Raw genomic sequence first — 19,609 nt, forward strand, 5'->3', positions numbered from 1 at the left:
GGCTTCCTGGCGACATTTTTGGTGAAGGCGTAAATTTTCAGGTAGTAGTAGAGAGTGGTTCTCACGCTGAGTGGAGTACACTCATCTATATTCCTAACTTCTGACTCCAACACCCCGACTGGATTGGGATACCTCCCAGACGATTAACCCGCTCACAGTTCATTAGATAGACCCAAGCCCATCCTAGCGATTGCCGCGCTAGGTTATAGATTTGAACTTTTTGTCGATAATATTCATTTTTGTCTAGCGTCCGATTTGGGTTGTAACCTTCCAACTCATCCAGGACGCCTAAAATTGCTGGATCGGTAAATGTAAGCAAGAATCCGCTAACGGCAATGTCTCCAGGTGTCATGGCAGGATAACCCACAGGCAAATCGAACAATTTACCAAAAGCGATCGCTCTTATTTCTTCAACCACTTTCCCTACACAGTATCGGTTATAACTAATCTCTCCAGGTTTGAGGGTGCCGTAGACAAAGACTTTTAAGGGTTCGTGGTTCATAGCTTGTGGGTTGATTTCTGAAGGGAAAAAGGGTGAGGGAATTTTTCCTTATCCTTAATTGTTATATCCCGCTTCTGTCACTTTCCGAAATTATGACGAATTTCCGTCATTACAGCCAACTACACCTAACGCAAGAATCAGGGTTTGACCCCCATTTTTCGGAGTCTGACAGAAGAGGGATAAACCAATGCCTATTAGACATCTCCAGAAATTAAGGTTCAACTCACATCTTGCACCAGTAGCAACAACCCGCCAGTGGTTTTAACCACTGTCTCATAGTTAAAGTCGTCTCGCATACGACTGGATAAGACTTGTAGTCCATTTCAATGGACTTAAGCTATTAGCCCGGAGTTTGAACTCCGGGCTGATTTTCGGGCTTATCGACAAATGTGCAAGTTATCAGTTGAAATGGACTTGGTGCTATTAGACAGGGAATTTATTCCCTGACAGATGATGAGGTTAATTGAGAATCGTGCAAGTTTTCAGTTGAAACGGGCAACATGGGCAGTACTGGACTCGAACCAGTGACATCCTGCTTGTAAGGCAGGCGCTCTACCAACTGAGCTAACCGCCCGATATCATACTTAGGATAACACAAAATTACAGCAAAAATGTCCTCCGGTCAACTACACGATCGCATTACCTTGTGGAGCCTGCCTCTAGTCACGGGTTTGACTCTAGGACTAACCCAGAGGAGCGATCTAACACTCATTGTCTCCGGAGGGTTTCTTTTCAGCGGACTGCTGTTTAGTCCCGACTTAGATCTTTACTCTCGTCCCTTCAAGCGCTGGGGTTGGTTGCGGTGGATTTGGATTCCTTACCAAAAGGTGATACGTCACCGCTCTATTTTTTCCCACGGATTGCTGATTGGTACGATCTTGCGGCTGCTATATCTAGCAATTTGGGTGATTGCCTTGGGTGGGTTGGGGTTGCTCATCGTGCAACTATTCCGGGATATTCCCTGGAATTGGCAAGAGTTGAGTCAACAGATCAAGCGATCGCTCTGGACTTATCGCTTTGAGTGGATTGCCCTATTTGCAGGATTGGAAGCAGGGGCAATACTCCATTCGCTCAGTGATTGGACGAGTTCTACTTACAAGCGCTTTAAACGAAAGCGGCAGAAACCCCAACGTCAAACCACCAGCCGTAAGCGCAAATCGTCTCGGCGTACCTCAAAGCGATGAGGGGAATGGGGAGTAGGCTTCCGCCGTGAGCGTCAGACTTCGGCTTGAGCGCTCAGTCGAAAGCCGAACGGGAGTAAGGGAATTTTAGAAAACCTCAATTCTTAAAGCACCGCTTGAGCCTGAAGAATTCGCTCTACCCACAGTTGGTTCTGATCTAAAGTGAGAACAATTTTCTTGAAAGGTTCATCCCGTAACACCAATACCAGGTAATTTCGGTCGTTGGTAGCGTACCAGAATTCTTTGCCTGTGGAGGTGTAGTAAGTTCCAGCTTTAATCACTCCTGGTAGAAATGTACCTGGGGCGCGGATTTCTGTCCAACTGCTAGGCGGTTCATCCGTGGTAGCACTTTCGATATGGGTAAGGGGAATCTCAAAGCTTTTGTCCCAACTCACTGCCCACAGTTGCTCATACCATTCCAGCTCAATCCTTAGTTTGTTATCGATGATACTCAGATTCATCGCTCTCCTCCTTGAGGGTTCGAGATGAAAAATAATTGAGAATTCCCCTATAGCTTAACCAAATCGTTGGAGTGGCAGAAGGCAACAATTTCGTTAAGAATAATGAAGTGGTTGTTGAGTACCCCTTTATGTCTAACCCCCAAGACGCCGCCCCAATAAATCCTCAAGCGTCTGTATTAGAAGCCCTGCAACAGCTTATTAATGTGGTTGCCCAGTTGCGATCGCCTGACGGTGGCTGTCCTTGGGATCTTGCCCAGACACCCCAGACGCTGATACCCTACGTGATTGAAGAAGCCTATGAAGTTGTCGAGGCTATTCGTAGTGAGGATAAAAATGCGATCGCCGAAGAACTAGGAGACTTGCTATTACAAGTTGTACTGCAAGCTCAACTTGCATCTGAAGCCAGTCAGTTTACCCTCAAAGACGTAACCGATGGCATTACTCAAAAACTCATTCGCCGCCATCCTCACGTATTTGGGGATACAAACGTTCGAGATGCCGAAGAAGTTCGTCAAAACTGGGAGCAAATCAAGGCAGCAGAAAAAGGAGAAACTCCGGCTGAAACCCAGTTACTCAGTCGCAAACTCAGCAGTTATTCCCGGAAACTCCCCCCCCTAATGGCAGGGATGAAAATTTCTCAAAAAGCGGCTGCGGCTGGGTTTGAATGGCAAGACGTTAACGGGGTTTGGGCAAAATTTCACGAAGAATTAGCTGAATTTCAACAAGCTATTGAGCAGGAAGACAAAACCCAGCAACAAGCAGAACTGGGAGATTTACTCTTTACTGTAATTAACCTAGCGCGTTGGTACGAACTCGACCCAGCCGAAGCCTTGCAGGGCACCAATAAGCGGTTTATCCAACGCCTAACCAGCATGGAAACGGTTGCCAATCGCTCATTCTCCGATTACACTCTGGAAGAATTAGAACAGCTTTGGCAGCAAGCGAAAGCCGCCCTAAAAAATTCCAACCAATCTTGACGGCTTCCAGGTAGGGGGCTTCGCCGTGAGCGCTCAGCCGAACGGTATGGGGAAAGAATAAGACAGAGATTGTATCCTAACTTTCTCACGAACAATTTTTGAACAGCTACCATAAAGTTAGATAGCTATAGTTGCAAAAAAAACCAATGCCAGTCCCACTTTCCGCGCAGGAGGCGACAGTCACTCCCACTCAGAACATTGAAGCACTCCGTTGCCATTCCCCCCACCCGGTTGATATTGATGAAGTTGAGCCGCTTCAACATCAAATTATCAATACGGAAAAAGCCCAACGCATGGCAGAATTTTTTAGTCTTCTGGGGGATACAAATCGGCTGCGAATCGTCTCACTTTTAGCGATCGCCGAGCTTTGTGTTTGTGATATTGCTGCTGCCCTCAACATGAGTGAATCTGCTGTATCTCATCAGTTGCGGACACTACGTTCCATGCGGCTGGTGCGCTATCATAAGCAAGGTCGCAAAGTATTCTATCACCTTCAAGATCAGCACGTCCTCGATCTCTATCACTCCGTTGCCGAACATTTGGATGAATGATGAAAATAGCGATTTTAACCTCCCATGCAACCTAACATTATCTGGCAGCCAAACAGCGATAACCCTGAAAACAGCAATAACTTTGCCAAAATTAATAAATTTTGGACAAGTTTAAACGATAGAAAAATAGCTTGGCAACAGCGACTCATTCCTGCATCGGAAAATACCAGTGAAATCAATTGGGAACCTCAGCGGTTTGACGAAGTTTGCAAGTTGCAAAATCCCCAACTACGGGGAATTACTCTCTACTGGCGCAAGCCTGACTCCGAGGAAGAACGTAGCACCACGCCTCACAAACTAGAGCTGGATATCCAGCAGTTACAGCTCTATATCTATCCTCAATCTCAAAAAAATTTAGTCATCCGCGTTGGTATCCCAGAAACCGTTTATCAGAAAATTGAACTAGCCAATCCTCAGTGGGAAAGCAGTAAGGCGGGTGAAAATCACATCCTTATTTTGCGAGATAAGCAGCAACAAATTGAGGTTAGGGTTATGCTTAGTCCAGATAATAGGGATAAACTTAAAGATCAACTGTCGGAATAGTCTACACTCCAGCCTACAAATATTTTTTCAGCAACAGCCCCAACTTCTTCTTTGTTGCCCCTGGCACCTTATCTAGAGGCGTCAAAATCGCGTGCTTCAACGCCGAATGCGTCTCAGAGACGGGGGGATTGTCACTCAATCGCTGCACGATTTCTTGGATTACCTTTTGAGCATTAGTCGCATTCCGCATTAGATTGCCAATCACCATCTCTACCGTTACACTGTCATGGTCTGGATGCCAGCAGTCGTAATCCGTCACCAGCGCTAGGGTAGCATAGGCAATTTCTGCTTCCCGTGCCAGCTTTGCTTCCGGTAAATTCGTCATACCAATGACTGTCGCTCCCCAACTGCGGTAGAGATTAGACTCCGCCTTCGTCGAAAAAGCGGGCCCCTCCATGCAGACATAGGTGCCGCCACGATGCAGCATCACCTCCGGTAATTCGAGACTGGCAATTGCATCAGCAACAATGCCAGCGAGTTGATCGCAAACGGGGTTAGCAAAGGCAATATGAACGACAATTCCTTCACCAAAAAAGGTAGACACTCGATTTTTCGTGCGATCAATGAACTGATCGGGTACTACCATATCTAAAGGTTTCGCTTCTTCCTTGAGAGAACCCACTGCTGATGCCGAAATCAGATACTCTACTCCCAACTGCTTCATCGCATAAATGTTGGCTCGGAACGGCACCTCAGAGGGCATCAGGTGGTGATTTCTACCGTGGCGGGCTAAAAATGCCACTGATGTTCCTCCTAGGGTTCCCACAATTAAGGCATCTGAGGGCGCACCAAAAGGCGTATCCACCGACACCTCTTCCACATTCGTGAGGGCGTCCATTTTGTAAAGTCCGCTACCGCCAATAATCCCAATCTTTGCCTGAGCCATGAGTCTCACTTTCTACTTCGCTGCAATGCCAAGCTATTGTATCGGGAAAGTGAGAGCGATCGCCAAAAAGTCAGCCTATTCTCTATTCCCTACTCCCCACTCCCCACTCCCCACTCACTCTCATCATTCGATGATTCCCTTCTTTTTTGCAATGCAGCCAGCATTTTTGGTTTTACCTGACTTGCCCAGTGTTGAAAGTCAAAGCTATCGCCCCATTGAACCTTGATTGCCAGCTCTGTTACCGACTCCGATTGTGACGTTCTCAACTTAGTATCCATCGCTTGATTCCCCTTTAAAAATTCCCTCAGCCAAAAATCTGTCAACTAGGCTACAGAATCTGACTAAAAAAATCATACCGTCTCGATCAGGTAGAGCAAGTTAAGTAAAAGCAAGATTTTGGTTAACGTTTCCCTAAATCTGATGTCAGCATAGACACTAATTAACCTCTTCAATCAGCGGTGGTACAGGGGTATCTTTTGTTCCCATCGTTTGAATAACACCGATAACCACAGGCAGACCAATTATCACCGCTAGAATAAGAGCAATCCACTTAAACCAAACGGATTTTGGTCGTCCTTGGGCTGGATACCCGCAAATCATGCAAATTTCTTCGTTGGTGCTGGTTAAAGACCCACACACCTTACAGGGTTCTAACGCCATCGCTGATACCTATTATTGTTACAATTCTAGCGAGGTGAACACCATCAATCAGGAGACAAGGAGACAAGGAGACAAGGAGACAAGGAGACAAGGAGACAAGGAGACAAGGAGACAAGGAGACAAGGAGACAAGGAGACAAGGAGACAAGGAGACAAGAAAATTTTTGAGGTGTTACTCCTCTCCCCAACTCCCCAGCTCCCCTATCTCCTCATCTCCTCCCCTTGCCATCCTACTGCCTCAGAAATTGAACTCAATTCTCGTTCCTCCAACTTCTGTAGTAGCCCTTCCATCACCCGCCGCATCATCCACGGACCCTCATAAACCAATCCAGTGTAAACCTGAATTAAACTCGCCCCCGCTACTATCTTTTCCCAAGCCTCCTCCGCCGTAAAAATCCCGCCCACACCAATAATCGGTAATTGTCCCTGAGTTTGTTTTCTGATAAAGCGAATCACCTCAGTAGAACGCTGCCGCAGAGGTGCGCCGCTAATTCCACCCGCTTCTTCTGTAACAGATTTTCCCGTGGCTTTAATGATTTGAGTGTTGAGTTTATCTCGGCGAATGGTAGTGTTAGTGGCAACAATTCCCGCAAGCTGGTAGGTTTGAGCGAGGTTAAGAACATCGGCGATCGCATCCCACTCCAAATCTGGTGCGATCTTGACTAATAGAGGTTTTTGTGATTGATTTTCCTGTTGTAGTACATCCAAGATCAGACGGAGTTGCTCGGCATCTTGGAGCGATCGCAATCCGGGTGTATTCGGTGAACTGACGTTGACAACAAAGTAATCGCCCCAATCTTTCAGCAGGCGAAAACTTCCCAAGTAATCGGCTGCCGCTTGGTCAAGGGGTGTTATTTTAGATTTACCGAGATTAATACCAATGGGAATTCGGTCAGGCAACCTTTCTACAACCCCTGATAATCGTGCTGCCAAGGCTTCAGCACCTTGATTGTTAAACCCCATACGGTTGAGAACTGCTTTGTCTTCGAGTAAGCGAAACAGGCGGGGAGGGGGGTTTCCGGGTTGAGGGTGCAATGTCACCGTACCCAGTTCGGCATAACCAAACCCGAAAATCTCCCAAACCCTGGCAGCAACGCCATTTTTATCAAATCCGGCTGCCAAACCGAGAGGGTTGGGAAATTTCAGCCCCCAAAGCGTTTGTTCTAAGCGAGGATCTGCATAACAGAACACTTGCTGCAATCTCGATTGAAGTAAGCGAGTAAAAGGACGCTCCCCAGTTCGATCTAGCCAATCCAAAAGCTGTAACGTTTGTTCGTGGGACCACTCTGGATCGGCTTTGAGTAGAGAGAATAGAATTGGACGAATAAGAGATTGATAAATATCCACAAGCGAATCATTCAGGTTTAGTGCTAAATCAAGAGTAAGGGAGCCAGCGAGTTCGATCGCAGACTTAAAAATTATGGATCAGCAGCATCTACCGTCCCAAGACGAACAGCAACAGGTTGCCTTGGGGCGAGTCCTGGAAATTTTACGGGAAGAGGAGAATGCTGATGTCTTGATCGAAACTACCCTGAACTACCTCCAATCTGAGTTGAACTATTGCCTGATTTGGATTGGTTTTTACGATCGCTTAGATCATCGGTTAGTTGGCAAAGGGGGTATCGCACCAACTGACGCTCAGGCATTTCTCAAGCAGGGGTTCAACCTGCAAGCGGGCAATCTGCTTGAACAGGTGGTTATCCAGCAGCGCTCCCTCGCCATTCCCAATCTCCAGCAAGAAAGTGGGGTTGGGGAATGGCGGCGGATGGCTAAAGAGTGGGGAGTTCAAGGCGCTATTATCGTCCCATTACGGTGCAAGGATCGGTGCTTCGGCGTTACGTTGCTCGGATCACAGCAGTGGGGAAGTATCCAACGCCCTGCTGAAAAAGCCCATTTATCAATAGTTTTAGGCGGATTAGCCGCGACCCTCTACCGAATTGAAGTAACCTGGCAGCACTCAGCAGTCAGACACTTTGACCAGCCCCTGTTTCAACTCCTCGACAAACTGATGCAAGTGCCGACAGTAGCGCAGCGCTTGGATAGAGTCGTGTCTGATACCCAAAACTTTGTCGCCCCTACCCGTACTAACCTTTACTGGTATTGTCCCGAACGGCGCTACTTCTGGCATAGAGTCGGCAGTCGCCAAGCCTTGTACAGCCTTGGAGAGTTGAGACATACCAATGCGGGTCTGACTGTAGCAGAAGCCAGCGACTTTTATCAAGCCCTGGTAGGGGGGCGGTTAGTGGCGATTGGCATGGGTAAAAGTCTTTTAACTCCCAAAAGTACAGAACATTTGCTAGTGCGGTTACAAACTCGTTCGTTACTGGCAGCACCGATTCAATCTCAGGGAGAACTCTTGGGTTTTTTGTCTGTAGAAGACAATAGACCTCGAATTTGGGAAGAGGTGGAATATAAGTATGTCTGCGCTACCGCTCAGTTGGTGGCGTTGGTGGTGGAGAGTGAGGAGCTAGAAACCCAACTGGAGGTGACATCAAAGGATACGAACTTAGTCGCTGAAGTTGCCCGTGCGATCGCCCATAGTCATGATATCGAAGTGGCACTAAATAACTGCGCCGAACTTTTGTGCCAGCGCCTTAATGCTGAACGCTGCTCAATCCTGCAACCGGATAGTATCAGTCAATTCAACCCTATTGTCAGTGTCCAGTCCCCAAACCGCCGTCCGCTCACGACTCCCTTGCCACCGTTGGAGTCAGAGGACTGGCAGTGGCTCAATCAGCAGGTAGAAGTGGCGGTTCTTGAAGATGTTGAAGAAAATCAGCGACTGGTATCGTGGCGAGACTCTCTCAATCAACTGGGAGTACGATCGCTCTTAATTTATCCAATATCCCCTGGCAAGTGGGAGAGCCAGAACAATTCATCCCCGCACTCATTCCTCGTCATTAGTCATGGCACTCCCCGAACCTGGAACCGCACCGAACGGGATTTAGTCACGACGGTTGCCGAACCAATTACGCTGCTATTGGCGTTATCCAACTCCTTCGATAGCGCCAGACAGTCCCTAGCTGCCTCCGAGACACTGCAAACGGGATTATCTGCCCTCGCACACGCCCCCCTCGAACCGACTCGATTTGAACAAGCTTGGCTAGAGTATCTGTCGAATGTGTTAGGGTGCCCTCTCGCTGCTCTGATTAGCTGGATACCTCCAGGGGATGGGGCAACGGTGGTAACAACAGTCGTCACTGATCCGCATTTTACTCTACCTCCTGACTTAGGCATTTCCGTTGAGAGCGACCCTTTGATTCAAGGGGCGCTGGCAACCTCTCATTTCTTCTCCTCTTCGGTTGCCGATTTACCTGATTCTACCCGTCAGTGGCTCAATAGTCCCGGCATTGGTCAAGTTCTAGCGATCGCTCTTCATCAGGGTTCAATCCCCCCAACGGCAGTCTTGCTGATTGCCGACGGTGAGGAACGGCAGTGGCAGCCGCACCTACTGTCAGCCCTGGAAATTCTGACTCAGCAGTTTACCTGGCTTCGCTATTATCGACACCGCCTCAGTCAGCAGATGCGAGCCGGAGAAGATTTGCAAGGGCTGAATTGGTACAAACATCGGTGTTTGGAAATGCTCCATCAGTCAGTGCGAGAGAGTGTGAGTGCATTGCTAAAACTTGATGCTCAAAAGCAAGCACTCACGGCAGAGCAGGAGAGTTTATCCTCCTCTGTTGTGCTTCCCAAATCCGTGGTTCCCCTGCTAACGATGCGCCGAAAGCAACTGATGCATCAGTTGGAGACAAGGTTAGCGATGTTAACCCCAATTCTGAAGGACGAGCAATGGCAACTGATCACTAGCCCAGGTTGGATATCCCTAACCCCTCCGTTAAAGCGATCGCTTCAGCGGGTAGAATCCCTTTACTATCAGCGCCAGTTAGTCTTCAACGTTCATGATTTCGGGTCGTTCCGGGTTTATGGCGATCGCTTCAAGCTCGAATGCATCCTCTATGAACTGTTGCAAACTGCCTGTTTGTATTCCCAATCACGCAGTTGGATTAACCTTTGGTGCCGCTCAACAACTTCAGCGTTGAATGCACCTCTATTGGAATTAGCGATCGCGGAATGTGATTCCCTGAATGATTGTTTGCAGGCAATTGCATCATCTACCCCTGACTCGCTGCCGACTTCTAATTTGAGAATTTGCCAGCGAATTCTCCGCTCTTGGGGAGGTGAGATTTATTTTTACCGATTACCAGTCAATCGCTACTTGATGCGGGTTCTGTTTCCGTTGGAGATGGGGAGCTGAAGGAGTGACAATTAGAGCAAAGGTTTGATTGTTGGTGCTTTTTACTCTCATTGCCTTCAATAAGCTGCCATCATTATTGAATAAGCCCTCAGCCTGCTTGTCACCCCATCAGATTTACAGCATTTGCGGCTTAGTGATGGCTAGTGATAGCCGAAGATGCAGATCCTGTTCTAGACAAGGGAGCAGCTAACAATAGAATCTTCTCCAGCAGCCAAGGTGCAATGCGATTGCACAATACTGCTAGATGACTTTGCCACCCCACTAAAATTTCCGATGATTCCTTTTGCAATCCAGCCACCAGTGCTTGAGCGACTTGCTCAGGCGTCATCGGCATCACCCACCGAAACAATTGCAATCCTCGCACCATATCCGTATCCGTTAAAGATGGCAGTAACGCCACCACGCGAATATTGTAGGGAGCAAGTTCCCCTCGCAGGGCTTGGGTGAATCCCAAAATCGCAAACTTAGTTGCTGAATAGGTTGCCATCGTTGGCGCTGCGACTTTGCCCATCAAGCTAGAAACATTAACAATTGTCCCTTGTCCTTGACTTGCCATGCGTCGGGCAACAAGACGGGTGACGGTAAAGAGTCCCATTAAATTAATGGCAATCTCTTCCTGGACGTTGGGCAGTTTAGAACTTAAAAAGGGCGATTGGTGAGCAACTCCAGCACAGTTAATGAGCAGGTGAATCGGTCCATAGGTGCGCCACGCTTGGGCAATTGCCACATTCACTTCAATAAGTTGAGTCAGATCGAGCGCCAAAATCACCACTTCCGCGCCCAATTCTTCGATTTCTCTGGCAACGGCTTCCAATCGCTGGCGATCGCGTGCCACCAATAACAAACGTTTTACACCTTGTTTGGTTAATTCAAGAGCGATCGCTCGCCCAATTCCACGGGAAGCCCCGGTAACTAACGCTGTCTTTCCTTGAATGTTCATCGTTACAAACCTCTACGTGTTGAGTGTCTCACCACGTTATTAGCGACTACCGAGTTGCAAGATAGCTGCTTCCTCCCAGCATCCTCGGCACGCAGTGAGACAAAACGTGATTTACTATTTAGGTATTCTGTTGCACTAAACCTTTAGGTCGAGACATTTCCCGCCAAATCTTGGCAGCAAACCCGAGAAATGCCTGCCGTTAAATTTCTGTCAAAGTTGAGTTGCACGAGACCGTATAGAAAAGCAATCAGTCATCGTATGCCTAGCTAAATGAGTCGCCAAGATATTCCTTGAGAGGCGCTAACTTAATGGGGAAGCGTCGATGGGTTTAATCCTCCCTCAGCTTTTTTGATGATAATTGAGTGTAAAGCTGATTAGAGCAATATCTGGCTAACAGGCAATCGGCAAATCAGTAAATTGCCCGATAGCCATTCGTGATGTAGCGCATAGGCTGTTTAGTCTCCTTAGTACGAGCTTTTACCAAAAAACAACTCATACTGCATACGTTAGCAACTCGAATCAAGAAATTGCAATATTTTTTAATAAATTTCTTGTAATATTTCGTTACAAAACCTCAAACTCTTTGTGTAGAAGGAATAGAAAGATGGAGGGTGTAGGCGACCTGGACTGCCAGCGACGTACAATAACTTAATTAAAGTTATGAAACTAGGGTGCGATCGCTGCCCCGTTAGGAACAAGTCCGCGCTTGTTCTTTATGAGGATTCTGGGGAATCCTATAAATTGAGCCTCTTAAGATTTGTAAATCAGCGTGAACATCTTAATTATTGCGGCGGAAGTCAGCCTTTTAATCGTGCTTTTTGCTCTCTTTCACTGGAGTGTTGGCAAACTTTTTAAGCAACTTGGCAAACTGCCTTGGCTCAAGGGAACTTACCGGAGTGTCAAAACCCTGCACCGTAATATTCAGGCAGTATTGATTTTTTCCTGTGCAGTACTGTGTCTGGCGGTTGTGGGTGCCAATAGTTGGTTGCTGTATCAAGGTGAAAACCTGCCAGACTATACTGTGGCATTAACTCAGCGCGTCCCAGTGATATTCTGGTGGACGCTAGCTCTGGGGATCGCCAAAAGCATCAGCATTCTTATTCTGGCGGGGATCGTCGTGCGGACCTTCCATCATTCGCTCAAGGTAACTTGCGATCGTGCCAAGAACTTTGAACAACTCACCGCCAACGACGACAGTATTGAGGAATTCTTTGATTTTCTCAACGTCACTTTAACGAATGGAACCTGGTTTTTATCTGTAATTTGGTGTAGCCAGTTTCTACAACTACCCAAGGTTGTCCCTCAATATCTGTCTATTCTGCTCAAAATTTACCTAATCGTGGCAGTCGGGCTGCTCATCTTCAAAGCCACTGCCGCTATTATCGATAGCCTCGATGCCTTAAGTAACAAATACTCCAACTCCGATAACCTCCTACAGTTCTATGATCGCCTCCAGCACCTGATCCCCTTTTTAAAGCGATGCCTGGAATACGCAATCTATGTATGTATGGCGACATTGATCGTCCAGCAAGTCGAATTAATTGCCGAATTAGCAGATTATGGACCAAAAATCGTCAAGATTATCGGCATCATCTTCATGAGTCGCGTTTTAGGTGAAGTTGCTCACTTAGTCGTTGAGGAGGTACTGCTCAAAAATAAAAATCTGACTGAGGTGCAGAGACAGAGACGGCTAACCCTCATTCCCCTAGTCCAAAGTATCCTCAGATATACCATCTACTTCAGTGCTGGCATCGCCATCCTCGATACCCTCGACATCGATCCAACCCCCATCCTCGCTGCTGCTGGTATCGTGGGCTTGGCTGTCGGTTTCGGAGCACAGAACCTGATTAACGATATGGTCTGTGGATTCTTTATCCTGTTTGAAAATTACTATTTAGTTGGTGACTATATCAAAACCGGAAACGCCGAAGGTACGGTAGAGGCAATTGAACTCAGAACCACCCGTATCCGGCATCCCAACGGTCAACAGCAGATTCTTCGGAATGGGGATATTAAGGATATTGTCAACTACTCTAAGCAATATATCTATGCCGTGGTGGAGGTTGGCGTGGCTTATGACTCTAACTTGGATCGGGTTTACCAGGTTATCGAAGATGTAGGGAAACAGTTACACGCACATCACCCAGATATACTCGAACCCACACGAGCAGATGGGTTGCAGAACTTTGGGGAGTCTGAGCTGTTAATTCGCACCCTTACCAAAGTTAAGCCCGGAAATCACCTCCGCATCCAGCGAGTGCTCCGCAAAATGATTAAGGAAGCCTTTGACACAGAGGGAATTGAAATTCCCTTTGCCCGTCGCGTGTTGATTTTTAAGAATGCAGAGGGAAACGTAAAGGACTTGAGATGAATTAGGGGCAAGGCATTTGATGATTTCTGTATGCTCTATCCAAGAGTAGAAATGCTAGTATTTGGTTAAGAATAGGTTAAACCTTATTTAATTAACCGTTAAAATAATACCAGTGGATTGCATTAGGTGGGAATCATGACTAATTCAGCAGTACCAGATTCGGCTCAGGTAAGCAAGAACAGCTTTTTTCACCCTCGGAGTCGCTACTATGGGAAGTTCACAGCCGAAAATTTAGCGTTTAACGCCAATTTGCAGGAATTTGCTCACAAAATCTCTTATATTTCTGCTCTGGAAACGGGCGGCAAGCTGTCCCCTGAGGAGGCTTACCAACAGGTTCAATCGTTGTGGAAGCAGTTAAAGCAAAGCAAGAAGTCCTTAGGTATTAGTGAGACTAAGCCACCAGAAGCTTAATACCGGATATTTCGGGTACAGCACTTAAAGTAAACTTAGGACAACGACTCATCCAGTGCTGGCTGACTAACCTCAAACGTGCTCGACCAAACCATTACTCCCTTACTGGCAGCCCTGCAAGCCTGCGCCCAGCTCCCTCATGCTCCTTTCTACGCACCGGGTCATAAGCAGGGACGGGGAATCTCTCAAAGACTGGTAGATTTAGTAGGGGTGTCGGTGTTTCAGGCTGACTTACCGGAGTTGCCAGAGTTGGATAACCTGTTTGCCCCAGCAGGTGTCATCACTGAAGCGCAACAGCTAGCCGCCGCCGCCTTTGGTGCAGAACAGACTCGGTTTCTGATTAATGGTTCTACCTGCGGGGTAATGGCAGCAATTTTAGCCACCTGCGGCACTGGCGATAAAATTATCCTGCCTCGAAATAGCCATCAATCGGCGATCGCAGGTTTAGTGCTTTCGGGTGCTGTACCTATCTTTATCAATCCCGAATGCGACTCCTCCGGTGATTTGGCACATACTATCACCCCCGCCGCCGTTGCCGTTGCCCTACAGCAGCATCCTGAAACCAAAGCCGTAATGCTGCTCTATCCCACCTATCACGGCGTTTGCAATGATATCAGAGCGATCGCTCAACAGGTACACCAACACTCCATTCCCTTACTTGTCGATGAAGCCCACGGAGCGCACTTTGCCTTCCATCCTGACTTACCCCCGTCTGCTCTCTCAGCAGGTGCCGACTTAACGATACAATCCACCCATAAGGTGCTTGGAGCTATGACTCAAGCCTCCATGCTGCACGTCCAAGGAAACCGTATCGATACCCAACGGTTGAGTAAAGCCCTACAGTTGGTTCAATCAACCAGTCCCAACTATTTACTGCTAGCCTCCTTGGATGCCGCACGGCAGCAAATGGCATTATACGGCGAACAACTCCTAACTCGCACCTTACAGCTAGCCGATAAAGCCAGAACTCAAATCAGTCAGATTCCCGGATTATCAGTGTTAGAACCCGCCAACACTCCCAGCTTTTTTACCCTCGATCGGACTCGGTTAACGGTGAGAGTGTCTCAAGTAGGGTTGAGTGGCTTTGAAGCTGATGAAATTTTTCACCAACAACTCGGCGTAACGGCAGAGTTACCCACACTTCAACACCTAACCTTTATTATTAGTTTAGGCAATACAGCCGCAGATATTCAGCAGCTAGTCCAAGCTTTCGACGTTATTGCCCAAAAGGATAACCGTCCCAACTCTCTAGATCACAACCGAAAAACCCAACTCCCTACAATTCATCCTTCATCCTTTACCGTTCATCCTTCCCTTTCTCCCCGCGAAGCGTTCTTTGCCCCAACCGAAACACTGCCAATAAACCATAGTGTAGGTCAGGTCAGCGCTGAGTTAATCTGTCCCTATCCTCCTGGTATTCCTGCCTTAATGCCCGGAGAACGAATTGACTCAGCTACCCTAGACTACCTACAACAGGTTTTGTCTTTAGGAGGTAATATCACAGGGTGTAGCGACCCCAGCTTAGAGACTTTAAAAGTTGTTAAGCAACAGTAGAGCTAATTGGCAGGAATTAGTTACCCGTTAGAAGTTATTAGTCACCGTTCCCTATTCCCTATAAAAGGACAAATGCCTTCCCAACTTTGGCCCTACATCACTCCTGGCATTCCAGATGAGCTATTTGAACGCTTGCCCGGTATTCCTTTAAGTAAACGAGAAGTGCGGTTGCTGATAATTTCTGCCCTGCGGCTGCAATCGGATTCCTGGTTTTGGGATATCGGTGCTGGAACGGGTACAATTCCGGTAGAAATCGGACTGCTTTGTCCTCACGGAAAGATTATCGCTGTAGAGCGAGATGAAGATGTTGCTAACTTGATTCGGCGCAACTGCGATCGCTTCAGCATTCAAAATGTAGAAGTTGTAGAAGGTTCTGCCCCAGACTGCCTCAAAGACTTACCTTGGCAGCCCCATCGAGTATGCATTGAGGGAGGACGCCCGATTAAGGAGATCCTCAAAAAAGTCTGGTACTACTTACAGCCTCAAGGTCGGGTGGTGGCGACAGCGGCTAATCTAGAAACTCTCTATGCCCTCTCAGAAGGCTTTGCGGAGTTACAAGCCCGCAACATTGAGGTCGTTCAGTCTGCCATCAATCGCTTAGAAACTCGCGGCACCCATCAAACCTTTGCCGCAGCCAATCCGATTTTTATCCTTAGTGGCGAAAAGCTAGATTGACAGACAGGGTGTTAGCCCCTTATCTCGCTCGAAAGATGGATTGCAAATCAGACCGAATTCCTTAGATTAGGAAAAAATCCATGCATCCCTTTCTAAGAGATTGTTAACCTTTATGTATTATCAGAAATAATATTATCTTGGCAGTTGAGTCCAACTGTCTTTTACCAAAAGCGTCCTATGCCCTGGTCTCGGATTTTTAGTGGAATTGTTGCGATCGCTCTAGCTATCGGGATGCTCGTGCTTGGAGGATGGTACTTTACAATCGGCTTCTGCATCATCGTCTACCTCGGTCAGTTAGAATATTTTCAATTAGTACAGGCGAAGGGCATTGAACCGGCAGCTAAAACAACCCTGATTCTCAGTCAGCTACTGATCGTCACTGCCGCCATTGCGCCCACACTAACTGATGCTGCATTTTCTCTAGCAGGAACCCTAATTTGTTTCTACCTGCTATTTCAACCCAAATTAGCAACCATTGCCGATATTGCCTCCTCTATCTTGGGGTTACTCTACGGCGGTTATCTCCCCGGTTATTGGGTGCGACTACGTGTAGGTTTGATGGCTCAGGAGTCCTCCTTGCCTTTAAACGCTACCGCTAGCGCCAGTAATCTTCCCCTCAACGGCTACTGGCCCCACTCCTGGACAGACTGGAGTATCCTTCCTCAAGGATTGACTACTACTCTCTTAGCCTTTAGCTGCATCTGGGCAGCAGATATTGGGGCTTATACTTTCGGTAAATTTTTTGGTCGCACTCGTCTTTCAAGTATCAGCCCGAAAAAGACGGTTGAAGGCGCGATTTTTGGCATAGCTGGCAGTATTGCTGTCGCCATGGCTGGAGCTTGGTACTTGGAGTGGCAGAGCTGGCAACTGAGTGGAATTATTTTGGGAACCCTAATTGGGATTGTTAGCCTCTTGGGAGACTTAACCGAATCGATGATGAAACGGGATGCTGGTGTCAAAGATTCAGGACAATTAATTCCGGGTCATGGTGGTATTTTAGACCGCACGGACAGTTATGTTTTCACTGCCCCTTTGGTTTACTATTTCGTGACGCTCCTACTACCGCTATTACCCACCTGGTTATAGGTTGGGGAGAATTTAAAATTCCCCCCAACAACGGGTTGCAGCACCCTTTGCTAACTGCCACCCGTTGAGTCTTGCAGTTGAACGAGAGCTGAGTGAGCGAGTGCCAAACTCAAACGCGCTTGCTCCATGGGTGATAATTCCGTCCACTCTACTGCTCGAATACTGACTGGCTCTAAGTTGCTTCGCATTGCATAAGCCCAAGGACGAGCTAAGGTCAACAAATCGTCTTCTGCCCAGTTGGGCAATAGGGGTTTGACGCACAGCACTAGCTGCTCGGCTAAGGATAAATTGGTTCGGAAAACCTGTTGGGCTTGGTTGGTAATTGCCTCCAGCCAAATCTGAGGGACGTGGGCAAATTGCTCCGGGAAAGACGGTTTAAAGGTTTCAGTAGCTGAGGATACCAAAGATGTCCAGCACTGGTGCAGTTGGTCAAACAATCTTTGCGACTTGGACGCAATTTCTCCATCATCCTGACAGGGTTCGAGTAAAAACTCCCGTTCCAATGTAGCAAAATAAGCTTCTGAATCTGGGTCAGCAGGATTCCAGGGATAACAGTCCTCATCCGCCTGCAATAGTGCTTCAAGTAGTTCTCCTTGTAATTGATTCAAAGCATTCTCACGTTCTTCATACTGTATGGGTTGGCTTGTCATAATGCCCCTCCTGTGTTTTTTTGTAGATGAAACCCGACATGAATTAGCTACATCGGCACTTCTTAGAGTTCCGTAACCTGTCATAAAATAATCTAAACTTGAACCCTGGAAAGGGGGTAGAGGGGTCTGGACAAAAGAGGTCGCCTTTTCAGATTGACCTGAGAATCAACTCAAAGATTGTCACCCTTCAATAACAAATTCCAGTGTTTGCCCTTGGGGACTCCCAAACTTTAGCTTGATGCCCGACTGCAATAGCACTTCCTGATGGTGGATTCTTTGCCACCCCTCAGGTCGTAGAATGTGAGTACCATTACGAGAAAAATCTCGTAAAAAATAAGTTGGGCTGGTTGTGCGATCGCTAAACCCCTCGCGGCAGATAATTTCTGCATGTTTGTAGCTAACCCACATCTCCTCTTCAATCACCAAATCGTTTTCCTGCCCGCGTCCGACACGCATCAATCCGCCCCGAATTCGCCAGACTTTATCCGTTGCGGCTAGAGAACGCAAGCAGGCGCTGGGGGGGCGAATACCATTCCAGTTGGTGGGTAGGCTGGGAAGTTCGGTGATACCCTCTTCAATCGGTGGAATCAATTGACCTTGAAACTCCGGATGCATATAGAGTACTGGCAAAGTCCAAGCCGGTTGGTTGAATTTGTAAAGCGTTAGCAGTTGCTGCCTTGCTACAGCCACAGCTTGATCAATGGGCATCCGGGCAGCGAGAGCTTGGGCGAGGGCTTGAATAAAACTGAGCGCTTCTTGGTCAGCAATCAAGTCACGCATCCCTAACACAGCAGGAACGCCATGCTGGATTAGGACTTCAGATAAGCTACTGCGAGGTATCGTTTGCATTCCCACTCGATCCGGTTGAGCTCCCCAACAGGCATTGAAGACGGCTAATGTCACCTGATTGCGTACCAGAACTTGAGCGAGTTCCGTACCGTTGATAGTGGCATCTGGACTCAAAAATAACAGACCACCATCGGCAGCGGGTTCGCCGTGACCCGCATAAAATAGAATATTATACGCATTACTATCTAAAGCTTCAATGAGTTCTGCGGGGGTCGGCTGGAGAAGTTTTCTGACATAGCAGGGAACTGTAGTGGGGCTTAACTGTCCGCTAGCTTTGAAGACATTCTCTAAAGTGGCTGCCTCCTGTTCTAGCCGCAAGCGAGCCGCCGAATGGTTGGAGGAACGATGAGCCTCCTGTCCCAAAACCAGCAAAATGTTGAGTGCCTGGTCTTTGCGCTTAATGGGTTCCAGAGAATCTACACTACTGGTGGTACGGCTAAACAGCAGTTGGGTGGACAGAGAAATTGCAGGTTTACCCACCATTTCTTGCATAATTTCCCAGGGGAGGGGAATGAATTCGGGATGACGAATTTCTAATCGCAAGCGCAAGGGTTTATTTTGTCCCCTGGCGATACCTCGACTTTCCGCTAACGCTGTTTGAATCGAACCCGCAAACAACCATTCCCACAGGTTAATCCCCAAGTGCTGCATCAGACGACCTCCGTAGCCAGTGCTTTGACCGGGAACTGCCGTGTCGATGCTTGGTGGTAAGGTTGGGGCAAGTTGGGGTACGTGGTGGCTCAGGGGAACGTGAGGCAACCCTCCCAGAGAAAACATCTCCTGCCACGCTAGCCAAGTTTGAGTTAAAGTCTCAGACCAGGTACAGTCATGATGAACGTAGCCCCCAGGATAGGGAGCTTCGATTACCCAAATCGCGAAGTTATCGTCCCCAGCCGCTGATAGGCGAGCGATCGCTAAACTGAGGCAAGGATTTTCAACACCAGACATTAAAAGCCCAAAATTAAGAGCAACTATACCTGTTTTGTTATCAGTTTACCCAGTCTTGAACTTTCTTGACGCTCTCGACAGGGGAGAGGGGGAGTTGGGGAGTTGGGGAG

Annotated in this window: 19 protein-coding genes and 1 tRNA gene; 11 read left to right on the top strand and 9 right to left on the bottom strand. The window is 47.7% G+C overall.

Translation table 11 applies throughout. The features are described 5' to 3' along the window. Positions 1–85 precede the first annotated feature (85 nt). Positions 86–502 carry a gamma-glutamylcyclotransferase family protein gene (locus IQ257_RS14565; protein ID WP_193876433.1) on the bottom strand — a complete coding sequence of 139 codons (417 nt, stop codon included), beginning with the start codon at positions 500–502 and terminating at the stop codon, positions 86–88. A 501-nt stretch (positions 503–1,003) separates the two neighbouring features. Further along, positions 1,004–1,076 (bottom strand) — tRNA-Val (locus IQ257_RS14570). Positions 1,077–1,113: 37 nt separating this feature from the next. Here IQ257_RS14570 and IQ257_RS14575 point away from each other — a divergent pair. Beyond that, positions 1,114–1,686 carry a metal-binding protein gene (locus IQ257_RS14575; protein ID WP_193876431.1) on the top strand — a complete coding sequence of 191 codons (573 nt, stop codon included), beginning with the start codon at positions 1,114–1,116 and terminating at the stop codon, positions 1,684–1,686. Positions 1,687–1,787: 101 nt separating this feature from the next. Here IQ257_RS14575 and IQ257_RS14580 read toward each other — a convergent pair whose 3' ends face one another. Continuing rightward, positions 1,788–2,144, bottom strand: a complete 357-nt coding sequence (locus IQ257_RS14580; RefSeq protein WP_193876429.1) for a hypothetical protein — start codon at positions 2,142–2,144, stop codon at positions 1,788–1,790. A 128-nt stretch (positions 2,145–2,272) separates the two neighbouring features. On the opposite strand from IQ257_RS14580, the gene mazG reads away from it, so the two are divergent. The 3 genes from mazG to IQ257_RS14595 all read left to right on the top strand — a co-directional run bounded on the left by mazG (position 2,273) and on the right by IQ257_RS14595 (position 4,215). Beyond that, positions 2,273–3,121 (top strand): nucleoside triphosphate pyrophosphohydrolase, encoded by an 849-nt coding sequence (gene mazG / locus IQ257_RS14585; protein WP_193876427.1) that lies wholly within the window; start codon positions 2,273–2,275, stop codon positions 3,119–3,121. A 146-nt stretch (positions 3,122–3,267) separates the two neighbouring features. Next, entirely contained in the window at positions 3,268–3,672 is a 405-nt protein-coding gene (locus tag IQ257_RS14590; protein ID WP_193876425.1) for an ArsR/SmtB family transcription factor, read from the top strand. Positions 3,673–3,696: 24 nt separating this feature from the next. Next, positions 3,697–4,215, top strand: coding sequence for a hypothetical protein (locus IQ257_RS14595; RefSeq protein WP_193876423.1), 519 nt, complete (start codon positions 3,697–3,699; stop codon positions 4,213–4,215). Between the two features lie 13 nt (positions 4,216–4,228). On the opposite strand, the gene IQ257_RS14600 is transcribed toward IQ257_RS14595, so the two are convergent. Beyond that, on the bottom strand, positions 4,229–5,101 hold the full coding sequence (locus IQ257_RS14600; RefSeq protein ID WP_193876421.1) for an S-methyl-5'-thioadenosine phosphorylase: 873 nt from the start codon (positions 5,099–5,101) through the stop codon (positions 4,229–4,231). Here IQ257_RS14600 and IQ257_RS14605 point away from each other — a divergent pair. Further along, complete coding sequence (locus tag IQ257_RS14605; RefSeq protein WP_193876419.1) at positions 5,100–5,327, top strand: hypothetical protein; 228 nt, start codon at positions 5,100–5,102, stop codon at positions 5,325–5,327. The two genes, IQ257_RS14600 and IQ257_RS14605, sit on opposite strands and share 2 nt — an antisense overlap. A gap of 209 nt (positions 5,328–5,536) precedes the next feature. Here the strand turns inward: IQ257_RS14605 and IQ257_RS14610 are convergent, their stop codons facing one another. Further along, positions 5,537–5,761 (bottom strand): hypothetical protein, encoded by a 225-nt coding sequence (locus tag IQ257_RS14610; RefSeq protein ID WP_193876417.1) that lies wholly within the window; start codon positions 5,759–5,761, stop codon positions 5,537–5,539. Between the two features lie 200 nt (positions 5,762–5,961). Then, positions 5,962–7,107, bottom strand: a complete 1,146-nt coding sequence (locus IQ257_RS14615; protein ID WP_193933084.1) for a quinone-dependent dihydroorotate dehydrogenase — start codon at positions 7,105–7,107, stop codon at positions 5,962–5,964. A 73-nt stretch (positions 7,108–7,180) separates the two neighbouring features. Between IQ257_RS14615 and IQ257_RS14620 the strand changes: the two genes are divergently transcribed. Next, positions 7,181–10,015, top strand: coding sequence for a GAF domain-containing protein (locus IQ257_RS14620; protein WP_193879710.1), 2,835 nt, complete (start codon positions 7,181–7,183; stop codon positions 10,013–10,015). Positions 10,016–10,145: 130 nt separating this feature from the next. On the opposite strand, the gene IQ257_RS14625 is transcribed toward IQ257_RS14620, so the two are convergent. Further along, positions 10,146–10,955 carry an SDR family NAD(P)-dependent oxidoreductase gene (locus tag IQ257_RS14625; RefSeq protein WP_193879713.1) on the bottom strand — a complete coding sequence of 270 codons (810 nt, stop codon included), beginning with the start codon at positions 10,953–10,955 and terminating at the stop codon, positions 10,146–10,148. A gap of 769 nt (positions 10,956–11,724) precedes the next feature. Between IQ257_RS14625 and IQ257_RS31210 the strand changes: the two genes are divergently transcribed. From IQ257_RS31210 to IQ257_RS14650, 5 genes are all read left to right on the top strand, one after another. Continuing rightward, a complete protein-coding gene (locus IQ257_RS31210; RefSeq protein ID WP_193879716.1) occupies positions 11,725–13,326 on the top strand; it encodes a mechanosensitive ion channel family protein in 1,602 nt (533 codons plus the stop codon). 135 nt (positions 13,327–13,461) lie between these two features. After that, positions 13,462–13,737, top strand: coding sequence for a hypothetical protein (locus tag IQ257_RS14635; RefSeq protein ID WP_193879719.1), 276 nt, complete (start codon positions 13,462–13,464; stop codon positions 13,735–13,737). 78 nt (positions 13,738–13,815) lie between these two features. Continuing rightward, positions 13,816–15,291 (top strand): aminotransferase class I/II-fold pyridoxal phosphate-dependent enzyme, encoded by a 1,476-nt coding sequence (locus IQ257_RS14640; protein WP_193879722.1) that lies wholly within the window; start codon positions 13,816–13,818, stop codon positions 15,289–15,291. A gap of 72 nt (positions 15,292–15,363) precedes the next feature. After that, positions 15,364–15,966 carry a precorrin-6Y C5,15-methyltransferase subunit CbiT gene (gene cbiT, locus IQ257_RS14645; protein ID WP_193879725.1) on the top strand — a complete coding sequence of 201 codons (603 nt, stop codon included), beginning with the start codon at positions 15,364–15,366 and terminating at the stop codon, positions 15,964–15,966. 177 nt (positions 15,967–16,143) lie between these two features. Continuing rightward, positions 16,144–17,052, top strand: coding sequence for a phosphatidate cytidylyltransferase (locus IQ257_RS14650; protein WP_193879728.1), 909 nt, complete (start codon positions 16,144–16,146; stop codon positions 17,050–17,052). A gap of 50 nt (positions 17,053–17,102) precedes the next feature. On the opposite strand, the gene IQ257_RS14655 is transcribed toward IQ257_RS14650, so the two are convergent. Both IQ257_RS14655 and IQ257_RS14660 read right to left on the bottom strand, forming a co-directional pair. Next, the gene (locus IQ257_RS14655) at positions 17,103–17,702 is read right to left on the bottom strand and encodes a hypothetical protein (RefSeq protein ID WP_193879731.1); all 600 of its coding nucleotides are present in this window, start codon (positions 17,700–17,702) and stop codon (positions 17,103–17,105) included. Positions 17,703–17,882: 180 nt separating this feature from the next. After that, positions 17,883–19,499 (bottom strand): CHAT domain-containing protein, encoded by a 1,617-nt coding sequence (locus tag IQ257_RS14660; protein WP_193933086.1) that lies wholly within the window; start codon positions 19,497–19,499, stop codon positions 17,883–17,885. Positions 19,500–19,609 lie beyond the last annotated feature (110 nt).

This window comes from Coleofasciculus sp. LEGE 07092, assembly GCF_015207375.1.
Taxonomy (GTDB): Bacteria; Cyanobacteriota; Cyanobacteriia; order Cyanobacteriales; family Coleofasciculaceae; genus LEGE-07092.